This is a genomic window from Sulfurimonas sp., from assembly GCF_041583195.1.
In the GTDB taxonomy this organism is placed as follows: Bacteria; Campylobacterota; Campylobacteria; order Campylobacterales; family Sulfurimonadaceae; genus Sulfurimonas.
In genome coordinates, this window is the sequence record NZ_JBFHGL010000003.1 from 255,421 (window position 1) to 280,173 (window position 24,753).

At 33.7% G+C, this 24,753-nt stretch carries 22 protein-coding genes; 4 read left to right on the top strand and 18 right to left on the bottom strand.

Features of this window, described 5'->3' with window-relative positions; translation table 11 throughout:
- Window positions 1-58 precede the first annotated feature (58 nt).
- A complete protein-coding gene (uvrA, locus tag ABZA65_RS04675; RefSeq protein ID WP_373071112.1) occupies window positions 59-2,884 on the bottom strand; it encodes an excinuclease ABC subunit UvrA in 2,826 nt (941 codons plus the stop codon).
- 22 nt (window positions 2,885-2,906) lie between these two features.
- Entirely contained in the window at window positions 2,907-3,644 is a 738-nt protein-coding gene (locus ABZA65_RS04680) for a sulfite exporter TauE/SafE family protein (protein ID WP_373071114.1), read from the bottom strand.
- A 97-nt stretch (window positions 3,645-3,741) separates the two neighbouring features.
- Between ABZA65_RS04680 and ABZA65_RS04685 the strand changes: the two genes are divergently transcribed.
- Genes ABZA65_RS04685 through ABZA65_RS04695 form a run of 3 tightly spaced genes read left to right on the top strand, consistent with a single transcriptional unit; the run spans window position 3,742 to window position 5,414 of the window.
- On the top strand, window positions 3,742-4,161 hold the full coding sequence (locus ABZA65_RS04685; protein ID WP_373071116.1) for a chemotaxis protein CheX: 420 nt from the start codon (window positions 3,742-3,744) through the stop codon (window positions 4,159-4,161).
- A 3-nt stretch (window positions 4,162-4,164) separates the two neighbouring features.
- Window positions 4,165-4,503: a flagellar motor switch protein FliN gene (fliN, locus tag ABZA65_RS04690; protein ID WP_373071118.1), complete on the top strand. Its 339-nt coding sequence runs from the start codon at window positions 4,165-4,167 to the stop codon at window positions 4,501-4,503.
- Complete coding sequence (locus tag ABZA65_RS04695; protein WP_373071120.1) at window positions 4,500-5,414, top strand: hypothetical protein; 915 nt, start codon at window positions 4,500-4,502, stop codon at window positions 5,412-5,414. Before fliN ends, ABZA65_RS04695 begins: the two co-directional genes overlap by 4 nt.
- Here the strand turns inward: ABZA65_RS04695 and ABZA65_RS04700 are convergent.
- From ABZA65_RS04700 to gltB, 9 genes are all read right to left on the bottom strand, one after another.
- Entirely contained in the window at window positions 5,391-6,521 is a 1,131-nt protein-coding gene (locus ABZA65_RS04700) for a hypothetical protein (protein WP_373071122.1), read from the bottom strand. The two genes, ABZA65_RS04695 and ABZA65_RS04700, sit on opposite strands and share 24 nt — an antisense overlap.
- Window positions 6,521-7,480, bottom strand: a complete 960-nt coding sequence (gene dusB / locus ABZA65_RS04705) for a tRNA dihydrouridine synthase DusB (RefSeq protein ID WP_373071124.1) — start codon at window positions 7,478-7,480, stop codon at window positions 6,521-6,523. Before dusB ends, ABZA65_RS04700 begins: the two co-directional genes overlap by 1 nt.
- A gap of 2 nt (window positions 7,481-7,482) precedes the next feature.
- Window positions 7,483-8,508, bottom strand: a complete 1,026-nt coding sequence (locus ABZA65_RS04710) for a hypothetical protein (RefSeq protein WP_373071126.1) — start codon at window positions 8,506-8,508, stop codon at window positions 7,483-7,485.
- Window positions 8,509-8,518: 10 nt separating this feature from the next.
- Entirely contained in the window at window positions 8,519-8,869 is a 351-nt protein-coding gene (gene dksA, locus ABZA65_RS04715; protein WP_373071128.1) for an RNA polymerase-binding protein DksA, read from the bottom strand.
- Window positions 8,870-8,899: 30 nt separating this feature from the next.
- Complete coding sequence (locus ABZA65_RS04720) at window positions 8,900-9,358, bottom strand: 23S rRNA (pseudouridine(1915)-N(3))-methyltransferase RlmH (protein ID WP_373071130.1); 459 nt, start codon at window positions 9,356-9,358, stop codon at window positions 8,900-8,902.
- Window positions 9,355-9,918 (bottom strand): thiamine phosphate synthase, encoded by a 564-nt coding sequence (locus tag ABZA65_RS04725; protein ID WP_373071132.1) that lies wholly within the window; start codon window positions 9,916-9,918, stop codon window positions 9,355-9,357. Before ABZA65_RS04725 ends, ABZA65_RS04720 begins: the two co-directional genes overlap by 4 nt.
- A gap of 9 nt (window positions 9,919-9,927) precedes the next feature.
- The gene (accD, locus tag ABZA65_RS04730; RefSeq protein ID WP_373071134.1) at window positions 9,928-10,770 is read right to left on the bottom strand and encodes an acetyl-CoA carboxylase, carboxyltransferase subunit beta; all 843 of its coding nucleotides are present in this window, start codon (window positions 10,768-10,770) and stop codon (window positions 9,928-9,930) included.
- 124 nt (window positions 10,771-10,894) lie between these two features.
- Window positions 10,895-12,277: a glutamate synthase subunit beta gene (locus tag ABZA65_RS04735; protein ID WP_373071136.1), complete on the bottom strand. Its 1,383-nt coding sequence runs from the start codon at window positions 12,275-12,277 to the stop codon at window positions 10,895-10,897.
- 2 nt (window positions 12,278-12,279) lie between these two features.
- The gene (gltB, locus tag ABZA65_RS04740; RefSeq protein WP_373071138.1) at window positions 12,280-16,719 is read right to left on the bottom strand and encodes a glutamate synthase large subunit; all 4,440 of its coding nucleotides are present in this window, start codon (window positions 16,717-16,719) and stop codon (window positions 12,280-12,282) included.
- A 179-nt stretch (window positions 16,720-16,898) separates the two neighbouring features.
- Between gltB and recO the strand changes: the two genes are divergently transcribed.
- Window positions 16,899-17,516 (top strand): recombination protein RecO, encoded by a 618-nt coding sequence (recO, locus tag ABZA65_RS04745; RefSeq protein ID WP_373071140.1) that lies wholly within the window; start codon window positions 16,899-16,901, stop codon window positions 17,514-17,516.
- Here recO and nspC read toward each other — a convergent pair.
- From nspC to ABZA65_RS04780, 7 genes are read right to left on the bottom strand one after another with little or no spacing between them, the layout of a single operon-like run.
- The gene (nspC, locus tag ABZA65_RS04750) at window positions 17,511-18,641 is read right to left on the bottom strand and encodes a carboxynorspermidine decarboxylase (RefSeq protein WP_373071142.1); all 1,131 of its coding nucleotides are present in this window, start codon (window positions 18,639-18,641) and stop codon (window positions 17,511-17,513) included. The genes recO and nspC overlap by 6 nt on opposite strands.
- Window positions 18,638-19,480 (bottom strand): HDOD domain-containing protein, encoded by an 843-nt coding sequence (locus ABZA65_RS04755; RefSeq protein ID WP_373071144.1) that lies wholly within the window; start codon window positions 19,478-19,480, stop codon window positions 18,638-18,640. The genes nspC and ABZA65_RS04755 overlap by 4 nt, the downstream gene beginning before the upstream one ends.
- A 1-nt stretch (window position 19,481) precedes the next feature.
- Window positions 19,482-20,666, bottom strand: a complete 1,185-nt coding sequence (locus ABZA65_RS04760; RefSeq protein WP_373071146.1) for a saccharopine dehydrogenase family protein — start codon at window positions 20,664-20,666, stop codon at window positions 19,482-19,484.
- A gap of 51 nt (window positions 20,667-20,717) precedes the next feature.
- Complete coding sequence (locus ABZA65_RS04765; protein ID WP_373071148.1) at window positions 20,718-22,550, bottom strand: MFS transporter; 1,833 nt, start codon at window positions 22,548-22,550, stop codon at window positions 20,718-20,720.
- Window positions 22,551-23,231, bottom strand: coding sequence for a DUF695 domain-containing protein (locus ABZA65_RS04770; protein WP_373071150.1), 681 nt, complete (start codon window positions 23,229-23,231; stop codon window positions 22,551-22,553).
- Entirely contained in the window at window positions 23,224-23,670 is a 447-nt protein-coding gene (locus tag ABZA65_RS04775; protein ID WP_373071152.1) for a DUF695 domain-containing protein, read from the bottom strand. Before ABZA65_RS04775 ends, ABZA65_RS04770 begins: the two co-directional genes overlap by 8 nt.
- Window positions 23,671-23,680: 10 nt before the next feature.
- Window positions 23,681-24,709 carry a bifunctional 3,4-dihydroxy-2-butanone 4-phosphate synthase/GTP cyclohydrolase II gene (locus ABZA65_RS04780; protein ID WP_373071154.1) on the bottom strand — a complete coding sequence of 343 codons (1,029 nt, stop codon included), beginning with the start codon at window positions 24,707-24,709 and terminating at the stop codon, window positions 23,681-23,683.
- Window positions 24,710-24,753: the final 44 nt, after the last annotated feature.

Consider the following 24,753-nt stretch of genomic DNA (forward strand, 5'->3'; position numbering starts at 1 on the left):
GATATAATCTATAAAAATTGTAATAATTACTTTAAGAGAGTCTTCAAAGGTATTTAAATTATTTATGCAGTGCCAACTCTTTTTCTAAATACTCTCCGGTATAAGAGCCTGTTTGTTTATAACTGTTTGCAAGCTCTTCAGGTGTCCCTTCTGCAATGACAAGTCCGCCACCGCTTCCCCCTTCTGGTCCCATATCTATAATATAATCTGCATTTTTAATCATATCTAGGTTATGTTCTATTATAAGCACGGAGTTTCCAAGCTCCACAAAATGGTGTAATACTTTTGTAAGTCTATCAACATCTGCAAAGTGTAGACCAGTTGTTGGTTCATCTAAAATATAAAGAGTTTTTCCTGTATCTTTACGGCTTAGTTCTTTACTTAATTTAATACGTTGAGCTTCACCACCAGATAGTGTTACCGCATTTTGACCAAGAGTGATATAACCAAGACCTACATCTACAAGTGTTTTCATCTTCTGTTTTATCTTTGGTATTGTTTTGAAAAACTCATAAGCCTCTTCAACGCTCATATTTAAAACATCACTAATAGTCTTACCTTTGTATAAAACTTCTAATGTTTGTAAGTTATAACGCTGACCATGACAAGCATCACACTTAACCATAATATCCGGTAAAAAGTGCATCTCTATCTTGTTTTCACCCTCACCCTGACATTTCTCACATCTACCGCCTTTTACGTTAAAAGAAAATCTAGATGAAGTGTAACCTCTGATCTGAGATTCTTTTGTCTGAGCAAAAAGGTTTCTGATCTCATCCATTACACCTGTATATGTAGCAGGATTACTTCTTGGTGTTCGACCTATCGGGCTTTGATCAAGGTAGATCACCTTATCTACATTTTCAAGTCCTGTTATCTCTACACCAGCTACTTTATTTACTTTTCTAGCATGATTCAACAGTTCACGTGCAGTAGGAAGAAGAGTCTGAAGCATAAGTGAGCTTTTACCACTTCCGCTAACACCTGTAATACATACAAAATTCTCTAGTGGTATCTTCGCACTAAGGTTATTTATATTGTTTAGAGTTACATTTTTGATCTCTATCCAGTTGTTTTGCTTACGTCTATGAAAATACTCTATCTTTTTACGACCAAAAAGATAATCCGCCGTAGTTGTTTTTGCTTTTTTTAGTTTATCTAGTGTACCGCTAAAGACAACATTACCACCAAATTTACCGGCACCCTCACCAATATCTACAATATAATCTGCATGCTCAATCGTCTCCTTGTCATGCTCAACAACTATAACTGTATTTCCCTTTTCCTGGAGACTTCTAAGTGTGCGAATAAGCTTTAGAGTATCGCGTTCATGTAAACCGATACTAGGTTCATCAAGCACATACATAACTCCCGTTAAACCTGAACCTATTTGAGATGCAATCCTGATTCTTTGTGCTTCACCACCGCTGATCGTTCTTGCATCACGACCAAGAGTTATATAACCAAGCCCTACATCATGCAAGAAAAACAACCTCTCTCTGATCTCATTTAAAATAGGAGCCGAGATCATCTCCTGTTGTGGATCAAAATGTTTAAAATTAGCCTTATCCTCAAACCATTCATAAGTTGTAGATATCGGCATGTCAAGTAAGTTTGCTATACCCATTTCACCTACTTTAACAGCTAAAGATTCCTGTTTAAGTCTATGAGAACCACACACGTTACAAACTTTTTCACTCATATAGTCTGCTAAGTCTTTCTCATCTTTGAACATATCGTATGCTATTCGGATAATTCCAGGAAAAATTCTTTTTACAGTATGCTTTTTCCATAAAAATTCAACTTCATCTATACTACCGTGAAGTATAGCTTTTTGTTGATGTGTAGGCAGTTCTCTGTATGGTACCGTAATGTCTATCTCATTAGCTTCACAGAAGCCTTTTAAGAATGTAAAGTAGTAACCCTTATTAAAACCATATACTATCTTTACAGCACCTTTTTCTATGCTAAGATCACCGTCTATAATTTTATCTTGATCGAGTGCATAACGAAGTCCAAGACCATCACACTCGCTACATGCACCTTTTGGTGAGTTAAATGAAAATGAAAGTGGTTCTAGAGGATCAAAACTTATTTTACAGTCAAAACAGGCATTGTGTTCAGAGTAGTGTATATGTTCATCTTTTAAATCAAGCTCTTTCGCATTCATAATATCGATCTCAAGCTCACCGTAACTCTGCTTAAGTGCTTTCTCAACAGCAGATGCGATACGCTCTTTATTTTCAGGCTTTACAACTACCCTGTCTATTACAACTTTAATAGTATGTTTTTTGGTTTTAGATAGCTCAATCTCTTCATCAAGTCTAACCATTACACCATCGATCTGTGCACGTACATAACCTTTATGTACAAGTGATTCTAATAGATCAGCGTATGAACCTTTTTTCTCTCTTACTAGCGGGGCTAAAAGAACAAGCTTTGCACCCTCTGGCAGTTTTGCAACCTCGTTTATAATGTCAGATGCACTCATTTGTGAAATCTCTTTGCCACACTTATGACAATGCTGTACACCGACACGTGCAAAAAGAAGTCTAAAATAGTCATATATCTCTGTTATTGTCCCAACAGTTGAACGTGGATTTTTTGAAGTTGTTTTTTGATCGATTGCTATGGCGGGAGTTAAACCGTCAATCTTATCAACATCAGGTTTTCCAACTCTGTCTAAGAACTGTCTTGCATATGATGATAGTGATTCCATATACCGTCTTTGACCCTCTGCATAAAGTGTATCAAAGGCTAGTGTCGATTTACCGCTACCACTTAAACCTGTCATAACGATGAGTTCGTTTTTCGGTATAGTTAAATTTATATTTTTTAAATTATTTTCTCTTGCACCTGTAATTTTTATAACATCTTTTTTCATATACTTCTCTTTTTATAAATCATTAAATTAAACTAATCACTCTATACGATAGATATGACACAACACTTACATAAAACACCACTATAAGCTTTCTTTGAAGTGATGTTTGTATTTTCTGTTTGAAATGTATTCCATAATAAACACCAAGTAACGATGACATACCTATAATAAGCCCTGCATTCATATCTATATGACCATTTAGATAGTGCGATATAAAACCTGGTACTGAGGAAAATACAACAAAAAACAATCCTGCAGATATTGCACGTTTTAAATCAATATGCAAGAAGCCTACCAAAATCGGAACTATTAGTATACTTCCGCCTACACCTATCATCATACTCAAAGAACCGACAAATAAACCAATAATCAACAATACAATTTTGTTAACTTCTCTTTGCTCTTTATACTCAGGTATTTTAAAAAACAATCTTATGAGTGCAAATGTAGCAAATAAAAGAAAAACTATCTCTAAAGTAGTATTACTAAAATAAGCTGCTAAACTTCCGCTAAGTGTAGCACCGATAAATCCACCTATCCCCAAATAAAGGACTATGCTCAGATCAAGCGAACCGTTCTTTTTATTTAGATAACTTCCATATATGGAACTAAACACCATTTGAACTACAGATATACCTATTGCTACTTTTGTATCATAACCTAAAGCTAAAAGTATAGGTACCAGAACTGTTCCACCGCCAATGCCAAAGAAGCCTGATAAAAAACCGACAATAGTTCCGACAGCCAATAATTCAAACATATACTACCCAAAACTTTTTTCGAATTATACCCATAAGCTACTTTAATATATATTTGAGAATTTATGAAGTATAATTATTTTAACTTTAAGGATGAAAATGTTTAACAATATTATAAAAGCTGCTGAGAATTTTTGTATACACCAAATAAGGTCTGAATATACAACGAATGAAGAATTAAATAAAGATAGAACACTTATTGCTTACATCGATATAGATGCAAATAGTGGAGAGAAGCATAGAGTTTATATAATTGCTGAAAAAGCCTTTGTACAAAAGGTATCGTACATTTTTCTTGAAGAAGAAGAAAGTGACGATGAAACACTTCATGATATGCTTCTAGAAACAACAAATCTTATAGTAGGGAGTGCTAAAGTCTTGGCTGAAGAGTCTGACGAGTCGTACAATATTAATACACCGTTTTTTGAAAAAGACGGAAATTTTGATTTTGAATACGACAGTTTAAAAAGCTTCATAATAGACGATAGTAAACTATCTATTGCAATTAAGGAACTTTAATTAATGCCTCATAGAAGAAAACACTACGGCGAACAACCACCAGAATATGATGAAAATGAAGAACTTTCATGGATGGACTATTCCGGTCTTTTAGACATGGAAGTAGAATTTGTATCTGACCTTGGTGAAACTAGACAAACTATTGCTGATATACTAAACTGGAACAAAGGTACTATTATAGATCTTGGAAAACCTGCAGGTGAATCTGTGGAAGCTTATGTAAACGGTCGTATTTTAGGTAAAGGCGAGGTAATGGTTTACGAGAAAAACCTTGCTATTCGTATAAATGAAATTTTAGACTCTAGTGCCGTGCTATATCACCTCTCAAAAGAGCGTTTATGATAAAAATAATTTTACTTTTTATACTACCTATAAGTATTTTTGGTTCAAAAATACTTAGCTATAACATATATGACAGAACAGATAGAGCCGATGTTATGATAACTTTTGACGTGCCGTACCACGGTGTTATCAAAAAAAGCATATCATCAACATCATCATCTACAAGAAAAATATTAGTAAAGTTAGAAGGCGCTTCAATTGAATCTTCAAAACTAAAACAAGTATCTTCAAAATATATAAAAACACTTGCTATTACACCGCTTTCAAACTATGTTCAATTGATTGCTTCGGTAACGGATGGTGTAGATTTAAAGGTATCCAAAACAGCAGATGCTTACGGTTTAAGACTTAGGTTTCAAAAAAACGTTACGACAACAAATAAAACTGAAGCAAAACTTTTATCTATGGATGACGAACAACCAACAAATCTTTCACACTTACCTACCAAAAAAGCAGATGATATGACACAAAGCTATTATATAGTTGTTACTATACTAGTAATAGGAATTCTTATATTGTTTTACATAAAAAGAAAAGTTACTCCTAAAAACAATACTTTTCAAGATAAACAAACAAAAGATCAGAAGCAAACAGATCTAAATGTAATATCTAATAGTAACGGAACTCAAAATACAGATGTAAGTATAAGATTTCAAAAAAGTATAGATGAAAACAACAGCGTTGTAATGCTTGATTTTATGGACCAGAGTTATTTGGTAATGATGGGTTCTAATAATGTTCTTTTAGATAGATTTAGCGACGATAAACCAACTTCACAGGAAGAGTTTAACGTGATCTTACAAGATCATCAACAGATGCTTGATAACTTTTTAAATAGCCATGAGATTCAAAATGATTCAGGTGTTAAGTCATACTCGCAAAAAGCTTCAACTATCTCGTACAACGCCTGAGAGTAATTTTTTAATAAATTTTATATTACTCTCGTTTAACTCATAAGAGTTATCCATCATTTTATTTATATGAAAAACTTCCGTTACGGTAATACCGTACGGATCTTTTTTCTCTTTAACCTGTTCATTATCATCATTAAAAGAGTAAAGATATAGTTTCTTACGACTAAACTGGATATAGTAAGTTAAAACTATCTCATCAGAGTGTTTTTTCTCTATAGCTACTACAACTCTTTGATCTTCATTGTAATGTTCTTCTAAGTTGAGTATTTTTTTGGCTTCGTTTATATTCATATATCCAATATATAGCTTGTTATATAAATCGTGATATCTTTGAATCTTAGGATTCATTAAAAAGCCTAAGTCAAGTATATGCTTTTTATGTGCACGCAGAGTTTTTGTTATCCAACTCATCGTGTTATAGTATCTAAACGGATGAAGTTTTAATGTATGTGCCTCTATCATCTTTTTAGAATCAGATTTGATTTTTGGTCTTAGTTTTCTTGTTGAATCTAAAATATATTCTAAAACTTTCGTAGATGAAAACTCTTTTGTAAACCACACTTTACAATAGTCTGGGAACTGTTTAGTACCTGTTGCACCTTCATTGAGTATTATTAACGACTTTATCTCATAATTTGGAAATATTATCTCTAAAAGAGCTTTTTTCTTTCTAAGTCTTTTTCTTAGTTTTAGTACATTTTTTACTAACGTCATCTCTACAAAATAAAGCTCATTTTTTTGAGTTATAAACATTGCGTCAAACTCACTTATTTCACGGCTTTTTGTTCTATATACTATTTGTTGCTTTTCACTTATAGACAGTGTATTGGGGTTTGATCTTGTCTTATTTTGATGAAAGCCTTTAAGTACAAACTTTGTAATGTAATCATTTTTTTCAGCATACTTTACAAGTTTTTCGTAAAGATAGTTTTCATATACTTCGCCTTCAAAAGATCTGTATGAGCTTAAATACTGAGGGTCATCTTTATCAACCCCTTTTTTTATTAAAGAGAGGAGATGTTTGACATTATAGTCATAGTGAAGTAAGTTATCACCTATATCGCTATCATCTAATTTTTTTATATCCTGTGAAATCTCTAACATTATGCCATTTCACCATTTTTAAAAAAATCATCTATCACATCTCTATATTCTTTTATATCGTTAATTCTATTTACTTCATCTCTTAATGTAGAAGCGCCTCTATAACCTTTTGAGTATGTATGAGTATGTTTTCTAAATATAGCTACACCACGCTCGCCATAGAACTCAACTATTTTATCAAAATGTTCCAATATAATATCGTGTCTTAAAGACATATCAATCTCGGCTTTACCTGTTTTTAGCTGATGAAATATCCATGGTGCTCCAACTGCACCGCGACCTATCATTACACCATCTGCCCCAGTATATTCTAAAACCCACTTTGCTTTTTCATAAGAGTCAATATCACCATTTGCAATGACAGGGATAGAGACTGCCTCTTTAACCTCTTTTATAGCTTCATAATCAACCGGTGCCTTGTACTTACCTGCACGAGTTCTACCGTGAACAGCAATAAAATCAACACCTGTCTCTTCAATATTTTTTGCTATATTTACATGATTTTTTTCGTTTACACCAAGACGAATTTTAGCGGAGTTCATAGATTTGTTTGAAGTTTCATTTATAGAGCGTAGAATTGCTTTGAGGCGAGGAAGATCATCTAAAAGTGCAGATCCTGAACCGTGTCCAAAAACCTTGGGAACTGGACAACCACAATTGAGATCAATAATGTCAATCCCCTCTTTTTCATTTAATATTTCAACAGCGCGCCTGGCCATATCAGGATCATTTGCAGAAATCTGAACTGAATAAGGAACTTCTAGAGGTGATTTTTTCAACATATGAAGTGTTTTTTCGGAACCATGAGCAAGAGCGTTTGAGCTGATCATTTCACTTACAGTTAGATCAGCTCCAAATTTTTTCACAACACTTCTAAAAGGGAGATCTGTAAAACCAGCAAGTGGTGCTAATACATATGCCGGTTTGTCAAAGACTATGCCTTCTTTAGTAAAAGTCATATCTATACAAACAGCTCTATATTGTAGTTTTTACCGCATTCTTTTAAAGCAAGATATGATTTAAATTTTAAGAACTCATCTTCTTGAGAAATATTTAATATCTCTTTAGCAAGATCAATCATCTCTAAATCAAAAAGTGTAAATAGATATGCATCCATTGCATCTTCATATTTTTCACTAAGTGTTTCAAAGAACTTCATTCTTTGCTCAGGAATCATATGTAAAGACAATGCTTTAGACATATCTATATAATCGTTACTAGTAAACTCTAACTTAGACACTAATGCTATCAGACTGTCATTTGCTACTTCAAGTGTATTTTCATCAGAATTAACTCTTGCTAAAATCTCAAATAAAGCCTCTTTAGTCATATAATCACTGTAACTCTCAATAGCATATAACGGTGCATCTTTAACAAAGTCTACATATACACTTTTTGATAGTTCGTCTGAATACTTATTTTTAGAACTTAAAACTTTTTCTGCATTTAGTTTACCGTTTTTATATCTGTTTTTATCGTTTTGAACTCTTAATGGGTTGTCTGTATCAAGATTATATTTTTTCAGATCAACTACCTCTCCGTTTTTAATCGAATCGATTAAATTAAGAACAGGCTCTATTTTTTGTGTTTTATCATTATCTTCTTGAAAAGATATTGCACCGTTTGGAAAAACAGTACTGTTGTTTATTAAAGAACCTAAAAGGCTGAATGCAGAAGTTTTATAACTGTATTCTTTTGAACTTTTTCCAAGATATGCGTCTTTTACTGCATCTAAAAACTTTTCGTAGTCCTTATGATATTTTCTTTGCTCCAGCGTATTTATAAATGAATAAAAACTCATATGCAGCATACTAGCTATATAAAATACGACAAGTGGTGTGACAACTAAAACAGCTATTGAAATAGCCGGTAATTGGATTCCGAAAAAATCTATTGCATAAGTATCTTGAGATACAAACGCATATACATACCACCCTACAAATATCATCAAAAACATTGATGCAATCGTATATCTTTTTAAATACATTAACTAAGCCTTACTTTGATTTTTCTACTATCTCTCTACAATCAATACAGTAAATAGCATGAGGTTTAACTTTTAAACGTTGAAACCCTATTGGGTCTTCACACATCTCGCAAATCCCATATGTTTTCTCTGATATTTTACCCAAAGTTACGTTAATCTCTTGCAACTCTTTATTTTGTTGAGTAACAATAGCACTTTCAATCATTGAGTTATTGCTGTTTGAAGCGTGATCACCTTCATCGTTTAACTCTTGTCCACTTAGCTGATCTAATTCATCGTTAACGCCGTTGATATTTTTTTCTATTTGTTCTTTACGACTTTCAAGTATCTCTTTAAAGTAGTTTAGTTCACTCTCTTGCAACTCTTTTTCTCTCTTTCATTGTTTGTTATATTATTTGTGATATGGATGATTCGTTAAAATCGAAAAACCTCTATAGATTTGCTCCAACAAAACAATTTTCGCAATTTTATGGCTCATAGTGATTTTTCCCAAACTTATAACTTTGTCAGCTTTGTCTAAAAAAGCATCTTCAAAACCATAAGCTCCACCAATAAAAAATTTAACCGAGATTTTACCATCTAAAAGCTTACTAAATTCATAAGAATCGATTATTTTTCCATCAGGATGTAACAAAATGTTGCAATTTGCATTCAAATATGGTTCCAAAACGTTAGTATATGCTTTTTGTGAAGCTTCTGCAGATATGTTATGAGCCTTTGTAATATCTTTGTTAAAAATCTCTATATCTTCGACTTTTGCAAAGCGGCTTATCATTTTTGTAAGGTCTTTATATAATGGATCGTAGATTGTTTTCTCTTTTTTAGCAATAGAGATAATATCTATTTTCATCTTAGTAACCCACTTCCTATAACTTTATAAGAGATATTTTCAAACTGGTCCTCAAGTTTTACACCACCTATGACAGCTACAGGATGTACAGATACTTTAGCTAGCTCTTCAACTTTGTCGCCAAGTACACCGGATATATCTTTTTTCGTAGACGTATCTCTGTACGCACCAAGACCAATATAGTTTAAATCCATAGAATTTGCTTCTATAATCTCATGCTCATTATGTGTAGAGATTCCAAGTAGTTTATCTTTTTTAATTACGCTGCGAAGGATTTTGACAGCTTTCGAAACATCTGAGTCTATGCTTTTTAAGTCCTCTTGCCCAACATGAACGCCGTCACAAAACTCTACGAGTTCATATTTGTCGTTCACGATTAAAAAACCGTCATATAGTTTTCGTATTTGAATTAATTGCTGTTTTATAAAAGTAGTATCTGAAGTTTTATTTCTATATTGAATTACTTTAGCTCCGAGAGAGGTTGCAGTTTTTACAAACTCCTCTACAGAAACACCCTTTGAATCTAAAAGCTCTTGATCACAAAGTGCGTAAAGTTTCATATCTAAAATTTAGTTTTTATAGAACATTGTAAGAAGATCACTCAAAGTTTTTTTGAGATTATTTCTATTTACAACCATATCTATAGAGCCTTTCTCTAGTAAAAACTCTGCTCTTTGGAAACCATCTGGAAGTTCAGAACCAATTGTCTGCTCAATTACACGTTGTCCTGCAAATCCTATAAGAGCTCCAGGTTCAGCTATGATAATATCACCAAGAGTTGCAAAAGACGCACTAACACCACCCATAGTAGGATCAGTTAAAACTGATATATAAGGAAGATTGTGTTTAGCCAGTTTTGCTAAAGCAGCTGAAGTCTTACTCATTTGAAGAAGAGAGAAAGTAGACTCTTGCATTCTAGCACCACCAGATGCACTAAGAATAATTACACCTTGATTTTTCTCAATAGCACGGTTAACTGCACGAACAATCTTTTCACCCTCAACAGAACCTAGTGAACCACCCATGAATGAAAAGTCAAATATAACTACTTGAGCATCTACTCCGTTTAAGCTCATCTCTCCACTAACAACAGATGAGTATCTGCCTGTTTTTTCAAAACCCTCTTCTATACGTTTAGTATATGCTTTTTTATCTGAAAATTTTAAAGGATCTATAGGTTTTAAATTAGAATCATGTTCTACGAACGTACCTTCATCAGCTAAAAGGTTTACACGCTCTTTCACACCTATACGTAAATGGAATCCACATTTAGGACATACGTAGTTTTGATTTTCAACCTCTTTGTAATACATTAAAGAATGACATGATTTACACTTTACCCAGTGAGATGATGCTTCGTTTTTTACAGGTTGTTTATCAGAGATTTTAGAAAAAATATTTAGTAGATTCACAAAAATTCCTTAAAATTATCTATTATTAAATTAGTGCGATTATACCAAAAATAAAGTAAAAGTTATGTGTATTATGATTTTTATATCAAAGATAGCACAATAGTGCTACCTTTTGAGGAATAAATTATTTTAAAAGTGATTTTACTATGCTTCTTGCAGCTTCACGGCCATCATACGTAGCAGTAACAACAAGATCAGCTCCACGGTAACAATCTCCACCGGCATAGATACCTGATGTTGAAGTCTCATGCGTATCTTCATCAACAATAATCTCACCCCATTTGTTGATCTCAATACCATTTTCAGCTAAAAATGAAGGTACTTCAGTATCAAAACCTAAAGCCATGATAACGACATCTGCATTAACTCTATGCTCACTTCCTTTTTGCTCTTCAACTTTCTGACGACCAGACTCATCTTTTGCACCTAGATTCATCTTAACAGCTTCTACAGCTATAGCTTTACCATCTTCTAGGATTATCTCCTTAGGTGACGTTAAAAAGTTAAATTCTACACCCTCTTCTATAGCATTTTTATACTCTTTTTTAGATCCAGGCATATTTTTCTCATCACGACGGTAAAGACAAGTTACACTTTTTGCACCTTCACGTTTTGCAGTACGAAGACAATCCATAGCAGTATCACCACCACCGATAACAACAACATCTAAATCTTTAAAGTCGAATTTTTTATCATAATCAGCTTTAAAGTTTTTACGTTGTATTGATGTTAAATATTCCATAGCGTTATATACGTTTGGAGCTTGCTCACCGTTTAACGAAGCACTTTTTGGTTTAGTTGCACCAATACCTATAAACATTGCATCATGCTCTTTAGCTATATCTTCAAAGTCTATATCTTTACCAACTTCACAGTCAACTACAAGTTCCATGCCGGCTTTTTTAAGAAGTTCAACACGTCTTTCAACTATCTTTTTATCAAGTTTGAAGTTTGGAATACCATATGTTAAAAGACCGCCTGCACGATCAGATCTTTCATACATAGTTACAGCTATACCTGAACGAAGAAGGTACGTTGCAGCACTAAGTCCAGCAGGTCCACTACCTATAACAGCTACTTTTTTATCTGTTGTAATTCCAGGAAATTCTGGTTCAAGCCCAGCTTTAAATCCCTCTTCTGTAATATGAGTTTCAACTGAACCGATAGTGATAGCACCATGACCGTCATTTAAAGTACAGTCACCCTCACAAAGTCTATCATGTGGACATACACGTCCCATAACTTCAGGGAAAGGAGATGGTTCGTTTGATAATTTAAAAGCAAACTCCATATCTTTTTCACTTACAGCTTTTAACCATTGAGGTATGTAATTGTGTAATGGACATTTATTTAAACAAAACGGATCACCACACTGAATACATCTGTCACTCTGGCTAACAGCATCATTTTTACTAAATAATTCATAAATCTCGCCAAAGTCTTTTACACGCTCTACGACTAATCTTTTACTAGGTTCTATTCTTTCTACGCTTAAAAATTCTCTCATGACTAGTCTCCTTTCTCTATATTAAGTGGTAATTTTGTTAAGTTTTTAGGTTTAATTAACCAGAAGTTTCTAACTTCAACTCTAAAGTTATCAAGTAACTCTTTAGCTTTTTGACTTCCAGTTTCAACAAGATAATCTTTTAGAAGTTTTTTAAGATAATGTCTAGCTTCATCTCCCTCATCTGTATCGATACGAACAGCTTCAACAAGCTCATGGTTAACATTTTCAACAAATGTGTGGTCTTGATCGTATACAAATGAGATACCACCTGTCATACCTGCACCAAAGTTAATACCTGTACGACCAAGGATAACTACTACACCACCTGTCATATAATCACAAGCATTGTCACCAGTACCTTCAACTACCGCTAATGCACCAGAGTTACGAACCGCAAAACGCTCACCAACTGCACCTGAAATATAAAGCTTACCGCCTGTAGCACCGTATAGACATGTATTACCACCAGCTGAGAATTCTTCACCCTCATTTTTACTTCTGATGATCACTTTACCACCGTGCATACCTTTACAGATATAGTCATTTGCAACACCATCTAAGTCTATAGATACACCGTTGATTAGGAATGCTCCTAGAGCTTGACCTGCGATTCCGTTAAGTTTAATGTTGATAGTATCAGGTTTTAAACCTTCATCTCCATAATACTGAGCTATCTCACCACTGATTCTTGCACCGAAACTTCTGTTTAGGTTTGTAATCTCTCTTTGAATCTTGATCGGATGTTCAGGATGTTGAATAGCTGTCATAGCCTCTTTAAGAACATCTTGCTCAAACTTGTTGTCATCAAAAGGAGGATTAAATTTTTGCTGACATGTATTTACACCCTCTTCTTGGTGAAGTACAGATGAAAAATCAAATTTCTGAGCAAATTCATCATCTTTTACTTTTAAGATATCACTACGTCCGATCATCTCTTGCATAGTTTTAAATCCAAGTTCAGCCATGATTGAGCGCACATCTTCAGCAAGTAGTGTAAAGTAATTGATAACTTGATCTACATGACCTTTAAAGAACTCTTCACGAAGTTTCTCATTTTGAGTTGCAACACCAACCGAACATTTATTTACGTGACATATACGAAGCATTTTACAACCAACAATTGTAAGTACACCAGTACCAAATGCATAAGATTCAGCACCTAAAAGTGCAGCTTTAATAACATCAAGACCAGTTTTTAAACCACCATCTGTTTGAACCTCTACAAGCCCTCTTAAATTATTAGCTTTAAGAGCATTGTGAGCTTCACTAAGTCCAAGTTCCCATGGGTTACCTGCAAACTTAATAGACGTAAGTGGAGCAGCACCGGTACCACCATCACCACCAGAGATAATGATCTTATCAGCATATGCTTTAGCAACACCTGCTGCAATAGTACCAACACCCATAGTTGAAACAAGTTTAACCGCTACACGAGCATTTGGATTTACTTGTTTCATATCAAAGATAAGCTGAGCTAAATCCTCGATAGAGTAAATATCGTGGTGTGGTGGAGGCGAGATCAGTGTAACACCAGGTACAGTATGACGAAGCTTACCGATTAATGCTGTTACTTTGTGACCAGGAAGTTGTCCACCCTCTCCAGGTTTAGCACCTTGAGCTACTTTAATCTGAATCTCTTCTGCACTTCTTAAATATGCAGGAGTTACACCAAAACGTCCAGATGCAACTTGTTTGATCTTAGAGTTACGCTCAGTATCAAAACGCGCTACGTCTTCACCACCCTCACCTGAGTTTGATTGACCACCGATTCTATTCATTGCAATAGCAATAGTCTCGTGAGCTTCCGGAGAGATTGAACCAAGACTCATTGCAGCTGAAGCAAAACGTTTAAAGATCTCTTCTTTAGGCTCAACTTCATCAATAGAGATTGGTTTTCTATCTGATTTTATATCAAAGAAATCACGGATAAATTTTAGACCACGATTATTTACAATTGATTTTAACTCTTCAAAGTCTTCAGTCTTGCCAGTATCTACACATTTATGAATAGCATGTATTACAGAAGGTCCAAAATCATGATGTTCTTCACCATGATAGAACTTATAAAAACCACCTATATTTAGTGGAAATATGTTACTAAAACCATAGTGATCATAAGCATCTTTATGATACTTTTTAATGCGCTCGTCAATATCTTTATAACCAAGTCCGCTAAGAGCACAATTTGAAGATTCAAAACACTCTTGAACAATCTCTTTATTTAATCCCATTACATCAAAAAGGCCTGTATTTCTATAAGAAGCTATAGTTGCAATACCCATTTTAGACATAATTTTCATTAATCCACCGTTTATAGCAGAGTGAACAGCTTTTAGTGCATCGTGACACTCCATATTTATAACTTTAGACTCTTCTAACTTTTTAATTACGCTTGAGAATAATAGATTAGGATAAACAGCAGACGCACCATAACCGATAAGTACTGCAGCAGAGTGAGAATCAATAACTTCACCTGTAACAGCAATCATAGATACAAGGTGTCTAATACCAGCTTTAAGTAAAGCAAAATTTAAACGTCCTACTACCATAGCCATAGGCATTACAGCTTTTTCACTTGAAAGTTCTTTATCATCTAAAATAACTATTCTAACACCGTCGTTTTTAACAGACTCTATAACTTCAGCAGCAAGTGCATCTAAAGATTCTTTTAAATCTCCACTGTATGCTGTTGAGAAAGTTTTATTATTATAAAAAGACTGGTATCTTGGTGATTTTTTATCTCCAAAAGATTTTAGAACTTCAAGTTTTTCACTAGTAATAATAGGTGAGATGGCTTTTAATCTGTGAGCATGTGTAGGAATTTCTCCTAAAATGTTGTGAACTTCACCAAAACCAGTATTTAAACTCATTACAACTTTTTCACGAATCGGATCGATTGGCGGATTTGTTACTTGAGCAAATTTTTGTTTGAAATAATCAGTAAAACTTCTCTGCTTATTTGAAAATGCTGCAAGAGGAGTATCATCACCCATAGAACCGACAGCTTCTTTACCGTCTTTGATCATAGGTTCAATAACCTGTTCAACAACCTCTTGAGTTATATTGAAATATCTTTGACGATTAATTATCTCATCAGGTTCGAACTCACATGAAGCAGTGTATTGAGCATCAACATGTTCTTGAAGATATATCATATGCTCATTTAACCATTTCATATATGGGTTTGATGATTTTAAATAGTTATTGATATCGTCATTTTTAAGAATTTTTCCGTATTTTAAATCAAGTCCAAGCATCTCACCTGATTGCAGGCGACCACGCTCTTGAATGTTATCTTCATCAATATCTACAACACCGTACTCAGAAGCGATCAATAGGTTATTGTCTTTTGTGATGATATATTTAGATGGACGAAGACCGTTTCTATCTAGTGTACAACCAATATAACGACCATCAGTTACAGAGAATGCCGCAGGACCATCCCAAGCTTCGAAAACAGTTGAGTGATACTCGTAAAATGCACGAAGTTCAGGGTCCATATGTGGAGCATTTTGCCAAGCTGAAGGGATTACACCACGCACAGCTTTAAAAAAGTCCATACCGTTTACAAGTAAAAATTCTAAAAAGTTATCAGCTGAAGCCGAATCTGAAGATTTTGGTTGAAGGATCGGAAGAATTCTTTTGATCTCCTCATCCGTAAATACTTCACTTTTAATGCTTTCTGACTTAATCTCTACATTTATACGGTTACCCTCTACAGAGTTGATCTCACCATTGTGTGCAACTGCACGGAAAGGTTGTGCAAGTCTCCACTCTGGAAGTGTGTTTGTCGAGAATCTTTGGTGAAAAAGTGAAAAAGATATTTTAAAACTCTCGTCTTGTAAGTCTTTGTAAAACTCTTTGATATGAGTAGGCATTACAAGCCCTTTATATGAAAGAACTTTTGAGCTCATTGATGCTATGTAAAAATCTCTGTTTGAAATTAATTTATGTTCTGTTTCTTTACGAGAAAGATATAGTAACGCATCAAATCTCTCAGTAGCCATAATTGAGTTTGGAGTAATAAAAACCTGAGTAATATTTGGAAGTGATGCTAATGCTTGTTCCCCTAAAGCATTTGTATCTACAGGTACCTCTCTTAATAATACAACTTTTAAATCGTTATTTGCACAAATTTCTTCTAAAGTATCTAATTCTTCTTTTGTTTTTGAAAATACAGATGCAACTGCAAACTGTTTTGGAAGTTCTATCGATTTACTTGCAGCTTCTTTTCTTAAAAATTCTTCCGGCATAGATAGTAAAAGTCCACTACCATCCCCTGTTTTTCCATCTGCTGCAACTGCACCACGGTGCATCATACGCTCTAGCGCTGTAACTGCATCATTTAAAACCTTTCTTGAAGGTTTATTTTTGATGTTGGCAACAAGACCAAAACCACAGTTATCTTTAAATGATCTCAATAAATCATGATATTCAACCATTTTTACTCCTAAATTTATAAATTTACCACTAAATTTTCGTCAATTTAATCTTTTTTTAAAGAAAATTAGTTTATTTAGAGACAAGGTGGTTTATTATATCCAATAAAGCTTTAAAGAAGCATTATATTGTTAAAATTTTTCAAATAAAAATAAAATATGAGAATTAAAGAAGCAAAGACATGCAGGGTTTCATAATAAATCTTAATAAAGTTAAAGATGAAGACTTAATAGTAACAATAATATCTAAAAACTCTTTAGATACTCTTTATAGATTTTACGGGGCACGTCACGGTGTTATAAACCTTGGATTTAAAATAGATTATGAAAAAGAAGGTTCGGCAAAATCATCTATTGAGAGACTCAAAGATGTTATCCATATAGGCTTTAAATGGATAAATGATTATGAGAAACTTCGTCTTTGGCAAAACTTTTTAGGACTTTTTTATAAACACCTAAAAGATGCTTATGAGATAGATGATTTTTATTTTGATCTAATTGAAAATGCTTCTAAAAACTGGAATAAACAAAATCCAAAAAGAGTAGCAATTGAGTCGTATGTTAAACTTCTTGAACACGAAGGTCGTTTGCATACAGAGATGGAGTGTTTTTTATGTCATGAAGAGATAGAAGGAGATATATCTCTTATTCGTGCATTTCTTCCTACACATAAAGATTGTACACATACTTTGCCAATTTCTCAAGATGCACTTGTAGAGCTCTATAAAAGTAAATCCAGCCTGTTTTTAAATGATAAAGAGGTTGATAGGATGTGGTATATTTTATTAGAAGGATTATGACAGCCTGTCTCTATAATCCTCATATCCAAACTCTTTTACCAATTCTACACTCCCGTCAAGCTTTTTAAGAACTAAAGATGGAAGCTTAATACCATTAAATGTAGTATTTTTAACAAATGTATAGTGTATCTGGTCTTCAAATATAATCTTGTCTCCTGCTTTTAGGGGCTCATCAAATGAGTAATCACCCATAATGTCTCCTGCAAGACAAGTATTTCCACCTAAACGGTAAGTATATTTTTTCTCCCCCACCTCACCTGCTCCACGAACTTCTGCACGATATGGCATAGCTAAAGTATCAGGCATATGTGCTTCAGCAGACGTATCAAGAATAGCTACATTCATACCGTTGTTAAAAGTATCAAGTACAGAGCTTACAAGATATCCAACTTCCCAGCCTACCGCTTCACCAGGTTCAAGATACACATCTACATTGTAACGCTCTTTGAAAGATTTAACTAATCTTATAAGCTTTTCAACATCATAATCTTTTCTTGTTATATGATGTCCCCCTCCAAAATTTATATATTTTAGATTTGCAAAGTATTTTGAAAAGTTTTTTTCAAATGCAATAAGAACCTCTTCTAGAGCATCTGCGTCTTGTTCACACAATGCATGGAAGTTCAATCCATCAATATGTTCTAAAACACTCTCATCAAAGTTTTTAAGCGTAGTTCCTAAACGGCTATATAATCCACATGGGTTGTATATGTCTTTTGGTGATGCTGATACTTCAGGATTTATTCTAAGAGATAAACTGATATTTTGATTTATAGACTTTACCAGATTAGCATATTTAAAAAGCTGGCTTGGAGAGTTAAATACAATGTGATCAGATATTTTAGCAATCTCTTTTATATCATCTTCACTATAAGCAGGTGAATAGGTATGTACCTCTGCTTTATCATTGTGTTTTTTAAACTCTTCGTAAGCAAGTCTTGCCTCATGTAATCCACTTGCAGTACAGCCTTTTAGATACTTTGACACTAAGCCAAATGTTGAGTGCATTGCAAAACCCTTTAGAGCTAAAATAATTTTTGCTCCGCTTTGTTTTTGTACATAGTCAAGAAGCTTTAAATTTTTTTCTAATAACTCTTCTTCACATAAATAATATGGTGTTTTCATCTATTTTTTAAATTTTGTATATATGCTTTTTTAATTCTAAGTGCAACACTTATAAAATAATCAGGATCATAACCTAAATCCTGCACTAGTCTTGCTGCTTTTAAGACAGATTCTTTAGTTAATATATCTCTTGGATTTACAGCAGTTTTAATAACAGCAAGTGTATCTGTATAGCTCTCTATTTTGTCTGTTTTATATTCAGGTTCATAATCTAATGCTTTTAAAATATCTACAAACAACGGTTCAAGATTCCAATGATCAAACAGCATACCTGATACAAAGTACGAAGATGTTCCAAAAACAGAATCTTCATAAACCAATGTATCTTTTGCAGACTTGTAGCCCTCTTTAAATTTTTGAGCAGAGTTGTTTTTCATAATCTCTTTAGCCATCACCAGTTTACCAGATTCCATAATAAGAGCAAGAGGAGTTAAAAACTGAGCTTGACGCGTATCTATTTTAGAAAACCACTGCATCATAAGCGAGCTTTGAAGCTGACATACATCGTTAAATATCGACGGTGATACTCCAAACATCTCAGTATTTGCTTTCATACGCTCATTAATGGCATAATGAAGAACTAAACCGTGTACCATCTCTGTTCCAAACAGTGTTACGGCCTGAGCTACAGATGCAATTTGCCTTGTAAATCCATACAACGGCGAGTTGATCATCTTCAAAATATTAGCTGTTAATACGGCATCAGATTCTATAAGTTTAACAAGTTTAGTGATATTAACATCAGCCGCCCCATTTTCATAAAGCTTTTGTATCAAAATTGCCGCATTTGACAATGGTGGTAATGATTCAATTGTATCTACTAAACTTTTATAGTCCATCTTATACCTCTAACTCTTTAATTTGCCAAGGAAGTCCTTGAACATTTAACTCTTCCATGAATATATCGGGATCAAACTCTTCCATGTTAAATACACCAGTACCATTCCACTTATTTTCAAGCATAAGTTTAGCACCGATCATTGCTGGAACACCCGTAGTGTATGACACTGCTTGTGAGTTTGTCTCAGCATAACATTTTTCATGATCACTTACTTGATAGATGTAGATCTTTTTTCTAACACCGTCTTTTAAACCCTCAGCAACAATACCGATATTTGTTTTACCTTTAGTACGAGGTCCAAGAGTTGATGGATCAGGAAGAAGTGTTTTTAGAAACTCTATAGGGATTATTTTTTGTCCCTTATGTTCAACTTCTTTAATGCCAAGCATACCAACATTTTCTAAACACTGCATATGTGTTAAATAACTTTGACCAAACGTCATAAAAAATCTAATACGTTTAAGACCTTTTATATGCTTAACTAAAGACTCCATCTCTTCATGGTAAAGTAGATATGAATCTTTTGGACCAACCTCAGGATAATCCCAAACTTGCATAATTTCCATAGGTTTTGTTTCTATCCACTCTCCGTTTTCCCAATAACGACCATTTGCAGACACTTCACGAAGATTTATCTCAGGATTAAAGTTAGTTGCAAACGGATATCCATGATCACCTGCATTACAATCTAAAATATCAATATACTCAATAGTATCAAAATAGTGCTTTTGCGCATAAGCACAAAACACATTTGTTACACCCGGATCAAAACCGCTTCCAAGCAGTCCCATTATACCTGCTTCTTTAAACTTTTCATCTCTTGCCCACTGAAGCTTGTACTCAAACTTTGCTTCATCAGGATGTTCATAGTTAGCAGTGTCAAGATACGGTGTTTTAGTTGCAATACACGCATCCATAATCGCTAAATCTTGGTAAGGCAATGCTACATTTATAACAATATCAGCTTCAACTTCATTTATTAAAGCAATAAGCTCATCTACACTATCTGCATCTACACTGGCAGTTTTTATATCTGCACTCGGCAGTTCATTTTTTATCTCATCACATCTAGCTTGTGTTCTAGACGCTAAAATTATTTGACCAAAGACATCAGCATTTTGTACACATTTGTGTACCACTACACGACCTACGCCGCCAGCACCAATAATCAAAGTTTTTTTCATTAAGGTTTTTCTCCATAAGCATTTAAGTGTATTATTTTACCATAGCTTATATTATATTTGAGCCCTTTTGTTCTTAATATTTTGCACAATCTCCTGAAGCTCTTTTGCTTCTAGCTTATTTATTATAGGTTTTTCAAACTCGACACTTACAACTCTTCTTCTAAAAACGCTGCCGTGTTGGTCATTTTTATTTTTTGAAAATATGGAACCGAACATACCATCTATCAAAAATGGAACAACTACATAGTTATCTTCGCCTTTTATAAGTTTATAGCCGTTTTTGAACTCTGAGAGTTCACTGTCTTTAGAGATCTCACCTTCTGGATACAAGGCAACTACTTTTGATTTTTTCAATCTCTCAGAAGCCTCTTTTAGTGCATCTTTAACAGAGCTTGAAGATATAGGTATTACATCTGCTTTTTTTAAAATAGGAGTTAAAATTTTATAGTTGTAGATATCTTTATCCATAAGAAAGTTTATACGTTTTTTTATAGGCACCTGTAAAATCAACCAATCTATCCAGCTAACATGATTTCCAAGAAGCAATACGCCCTGATTTTCAGGTATATTGTCTAAACCTTTATATTCAAATTTGTATCTAATAGAAAACAAAAATACAAAAATAGCCCATATACCCATAATAAGATAACGTTTATATACTAAGTAGGTCAAACCTATTCCAACTGCTCCCATTATGTAAAATAAAGCCTCAGAATCCATTCCGAAATATGCAAAAACAGTTGTAAGGGCTAAGAATGTAAACATAAAAATATTTTGAATAAAATTGTTTCCCGCAAGTATAGTTCCAAGATGTACTGATGGCGCAAGGTATTGTATATAAGCATTGAGAGGAACAATGATAAATGCGCTAAAAATTCCAAAAAATAAAAACACAACAGCATTAAAACTCATTGATGTACTAAATGGGATAATAAATATGATGATTGTTATGCCTACTGCACCTAGTATGATATATCCTACATTAATGAAGTACTTTGAAAAAATAGAAACTATAAAAGAGCCAAAAACTATACCAAGACCTGCGAGTGCCATAACACCTTGAACAGCCAAAGCATTTGTCACACCAAGATTAGTTTTTGCATACTCTCCAAATATTGCAAGTATAACTTGAGATATAGACCATAATAAACTCAAAGCTATGATCGCTTCAAAAATTTCAGGCTTTCTTTTTGAAATTCTAAAGTTTTTAAATAGATATTCACCCCTAATATACTTTGAAATATCAAATCTTTTTTCACTATATATTTGAATTTTATTAGGTAGCTTAGATGCCAGATACCACTCTATTATTGAGCCTAAAACTAAGAACCAACCAAGTGGAGCGATCTCTTTTAGTATATCTTCATTAGTTGAAAATTTATCCCCGACCATAGATTCAAAAAAAGCAGAATAGAATATAATTCCCCCAAGTATTGCAACTATAGTTACAGCTTGAACTGCACCATTACCTTGAGTGATAAACTTATCCCCAACCAATTCTTTTATATAACCGTATTTTGCAGGTGAATAGATGGCACTTTGTAAAGCTAGTAAAAAAGTCATCATAAAGGCAAATAAAAACCAGCCTTGATAATATGAAAAAGTAATAAATATAGTAATAACAACAGCAAAAGCTGCCGAGTGTTTCATAATAATATGTTTGCCAAATCTATCTGAAAGATATGCTGAGGGCGAGAAAACAAGTATGAAAGGAAGAAGTATCATACCGTTTATAATTGCAGTTAGAACTATCTGCTCACTAGAATCATAAACTTTAAATATAGTATTTTGAATAATTATTTTATGACCCAGATCAGTAAATGCATTTAAAAACACAACGATCAGATAGTTTATAACACCGACAAGTGCAAACATTTTACGCATCTATTGCTCCTGTGCTAAAGTTGTACTCCATAACTCATAAAAACCATGCTCTTTTTTTGCAAGTTCACTTAATATCTTAATATTCTCACTTAATGTAGCATACTCTAAATTATGAACTCTACTCATAGCTACACCATATTCGCACTCTTCAGAACTGATTTCATCTTTTAATTCAAAACCAAACTCTTTAGAATTCTCTACAAAACGCTGCATCTGTGATGCAGTATCAAACATAACATAGTGCTCAACTTCACGCTCTTTTGTTATATCATCACCCTCTTCTGTGAGCATATTTACAATCTTTTGAGACTCGATCATAAAAAACTCTAATTCGCTTGGTTCTAAATTTCCCTGATAAAATTCCCACTTTGTATCTTTAACAACACCGCCTTCAAACTTATAAGAGTTTTTTTGCAGATATGAGTTTACATCTTTTTGTATGTTTTTAGAGTTTAAAGAATAAAAATAAAGCTCGCTCCAACCATCTATAAAACGCATTCCCACATACTTTACAAATGGTTTTTTCTCAACTATATCAATTATCTCTTCTTTTGTTTTATCTTCTAACTCTGATTCTATAAAAAGTGAAAAAAGCCATGGATATGTTTGAACATCTTCATCTATGTCTAGTTCAACCTCTACACTAAAATCCTCGTTGATATTTATATATTTTTCAATCATCTGTATTTATTTCTTTTGCTCTTTGTTTTTTTAAAGCTATTTGTTTAGCTTCTTCAGGTGTAGGTTCCAGTTTTCTATGATAAAAAGACCACTCTGAATCTTTTTCTACATGACTTTCATAATCATATGGTTCAAACTGTAAAGTATCTCCGCCACGTTCTTTTATACCGTCATTATTTTTTGAATAAAAATAAAATTCAGTCCAGCCGTTTACAGTTCTAGAACCTATATAGCCTGTTCTGTCTTCATCTTCCAAAGATATGATCAGTGAACCTTTAAGACGAAGAAACTCAAGGTAATTATCTGCTTTAGTATCTGAACTATCTAAATGCAAAAAGATGCTTAAAAGCCATGGGTTATCTCTGTAGCGCTCGATCTCGCTTTCAACCTCAATTTTAACTTTTTCACCATCTTCCAAGCGTTCAAAAAAGTTCAGCATATACGCTCTTTTATATCACTACAGTTTCGTTTACTTCTAATCCAAAGCCGCCTAAACCTACAATGTCAGTTTGAGCTGACGAGCTTAAAAGGTTCATTTTAGAAATCCCCAAACTTTTTATAATTTGTGCTCCGGTACCAATCTCTTTCATATGAGCATTGTCTTGGTGGTTAGTTTTGTTTATAAATACAAGTACACCGCTATTTTGTTTAAGGTACTCTATTGAATTTACGAGGTTTTTATACTTTGACTGGTTTAATAATAAGTCTATATCAGGTACAACATTGTGTACACGTACGTTAGCAAGCTCTCCAGCCTTATAAAATACAATAGCCGTATGTTCAATTCCATCATGGTCTTCATAAGTGTGTCTATTTACTTTTACGTCGAAAAATTCAATTTCTTCAACATTAGTTTCTTTTACAAGTCTCTCATTTGCCAGACGATATTCAACTATATCAGATATGAAAACAGTTTTAAGGTTGTGTTTCTCACCGAATATATCCAGATCATCACGTCTTGCCATAGTTCCGTCTTCTTTAATGATCTCACAAATAACACCTGCTTCTTGCAGTCCTGCTAAACGACAAATATCTACACTTCCTTCTGTATGACCTGTTCTAACCAATGTACCGCCATCTTTAGCTATTAACGGAAAAATGTGCCCCGGTCTTACCAATTCATCTGCATGTGATATCGGGTTTGCGAGTATCTTTATCGTATCATCACGCTCTTTAGCAGATATACCAGTTTCTGCAGTTTTTGCATCAACTGATACCGTAAACGCAGTCTCATACGATGATGAATTTGAACTAACCATTGGATTTAATTCTAGTCTGTTTGCCGTATCTTTACTAAGAGCTACACATATAAGCCCTCTTGCCTCTTTAGCCATAAAGTTTACATGTTCAGGTGTGGAAAATGCAGCAGCATAAACAAGGTCACCTTCATTTTCTCTGTCCTCATCATCACACATGATGATCATTCTACCTTTTTTAATCTCTTCAATTGCTTCTAAAACTCTCTGAGTGGGTGTCATAAATATTCCTAAATAAATTTGATTTTATTATATATGAAAGTATA

Coding starts and splice junctions, on each gene's coding strand:
- uvrA (WP_373071112.1), bottom strand. CDS start 2,884: ATGAAAAAAGATGTTATAAAAATTACAGGTGCAAGAGAAAATAATTTA.
- ABZA65_RS04680 (WP_373071114.1), bottom strand. CDS start 3,644: ATGTTTGAATTATTGGCTGTCGGAACTATTGTCGGTTTTTTATCAGGC.
- ABZA65_RS04685 (WP_373071116.1), top strand. CDS start 3,742: ATGTTTAACAATATTATAAAAGCTGCTGAGAATTTTTGTATACACCAA.
- fliN (WP_373071118.1), top strand. CDS start 4,165: ATGCCTCATAGAAGAAAACACTACGGCGAACAACCACCAGAATATGAT.
- ABZA65_RS04695 (WP_373071120.1), top strand. CDS start 4,500: ATGATAAAAATAATTTTACTTTTTATACTACCTATAAGTATTTTTGGT.
- ABZA65_RS04700 (WP_373071122.1), bottom strand. CDS start 6,521: ATGTTAGAGATTTCACAGGATATAAAAAAATTAGATGATAGCGATATA.
- dusB (WP_373071124.1), bottom strand. CDS start 7,480: ATGACTTTTACTAAAGAAGGCATAGTCTTTGACAAACCGGCATATGTA.
- ABZA65_RS04710 (WP_373071126.1), bottom strand. CDS start 8,508: ATGTATTTAAAAAGATATACGATTGCATCAATGTTTTTGATGATATTT.
- ABZA65_RS04720 (WP_373071130.1), bottom strand. CDS start 9,358: ATGAAAATAGATATTATCTCTATTGCTAAAAAAGAGAAAACAATCTAC.
- ABZA65_RS04725 (WP_373071132.1), bottom strand. CDS start 9,918: ATGAAACTTTACGCACTTTGTGATCAAGAGCTTTTAGATTCAAAGGGT.
- ABZA65_RS04735 (WP_373071136.1), bottom strand. CDS start 12,277: ATGAGAGAATTTTTAAGCGTAGAAAGAATAGAACCTAGTAAAAGATTA.
- gltB (WP_373071138.1), bottom strand. CDS start 16,719: ATGGTTGAATATCATGATTTATTGAGATCATTTAAAGATAACTGTGGT.
- recO (WP_373071140.1), top strand. CDS start 16,899: ATGCAGGGTTTCATAATAAATCTTAATAAAGTTAAAGATGAAGACTTA.
- nspC (WP_373071142.1), bottom strand. CDS start 18,641: ATGAAAACACCATATTATTTATGTGAAGAAGAGTTATTAGAAAAAAAT.
- ABZA65_RS04755 (WP_373071144.1), bottom strand. CDS start 19,480: ATGGACTATAAAAGTTTAGTAGATACAATTGAATCATTACCACCATTG.
- ABZA65_RS04760 (WP_373071146.1), bottom strand. CDS start 20,666: ATGAAAAAAACTTTGATTATTGGTGCTGGCGGCGTAGGTCGTGTAGTG.
- ABZA65_RS04765 (WP_373071148.1), bottom strand. CDS start 22,550: ATGCGTAAAATGTTTGCACTTGTCGGTGTTATAAACTATCTGATCGTT.
- ABZA65_RS04770 (WP_373071150.1), bottom strand. CDS start 23,231: ATGATTGAAAAATATATAAATATCAACGAGGATTTTAGTGTAGAGGTT.
- ABZA65_RS04775 (WP_373071152.1), bottom strand. CDS start 23,670: ATGCTGAACTTTTTTGAACGCTTGGAAGATGGTGAAAAAGTTAAAATT.
- ABZA65_RS04780 (WP_373071154.1), bottom strand. CDS start 24,709: ATGACACCCACTCAGAGAGTTTTAGAAGCAATTGAAGAGATTAAAAAA.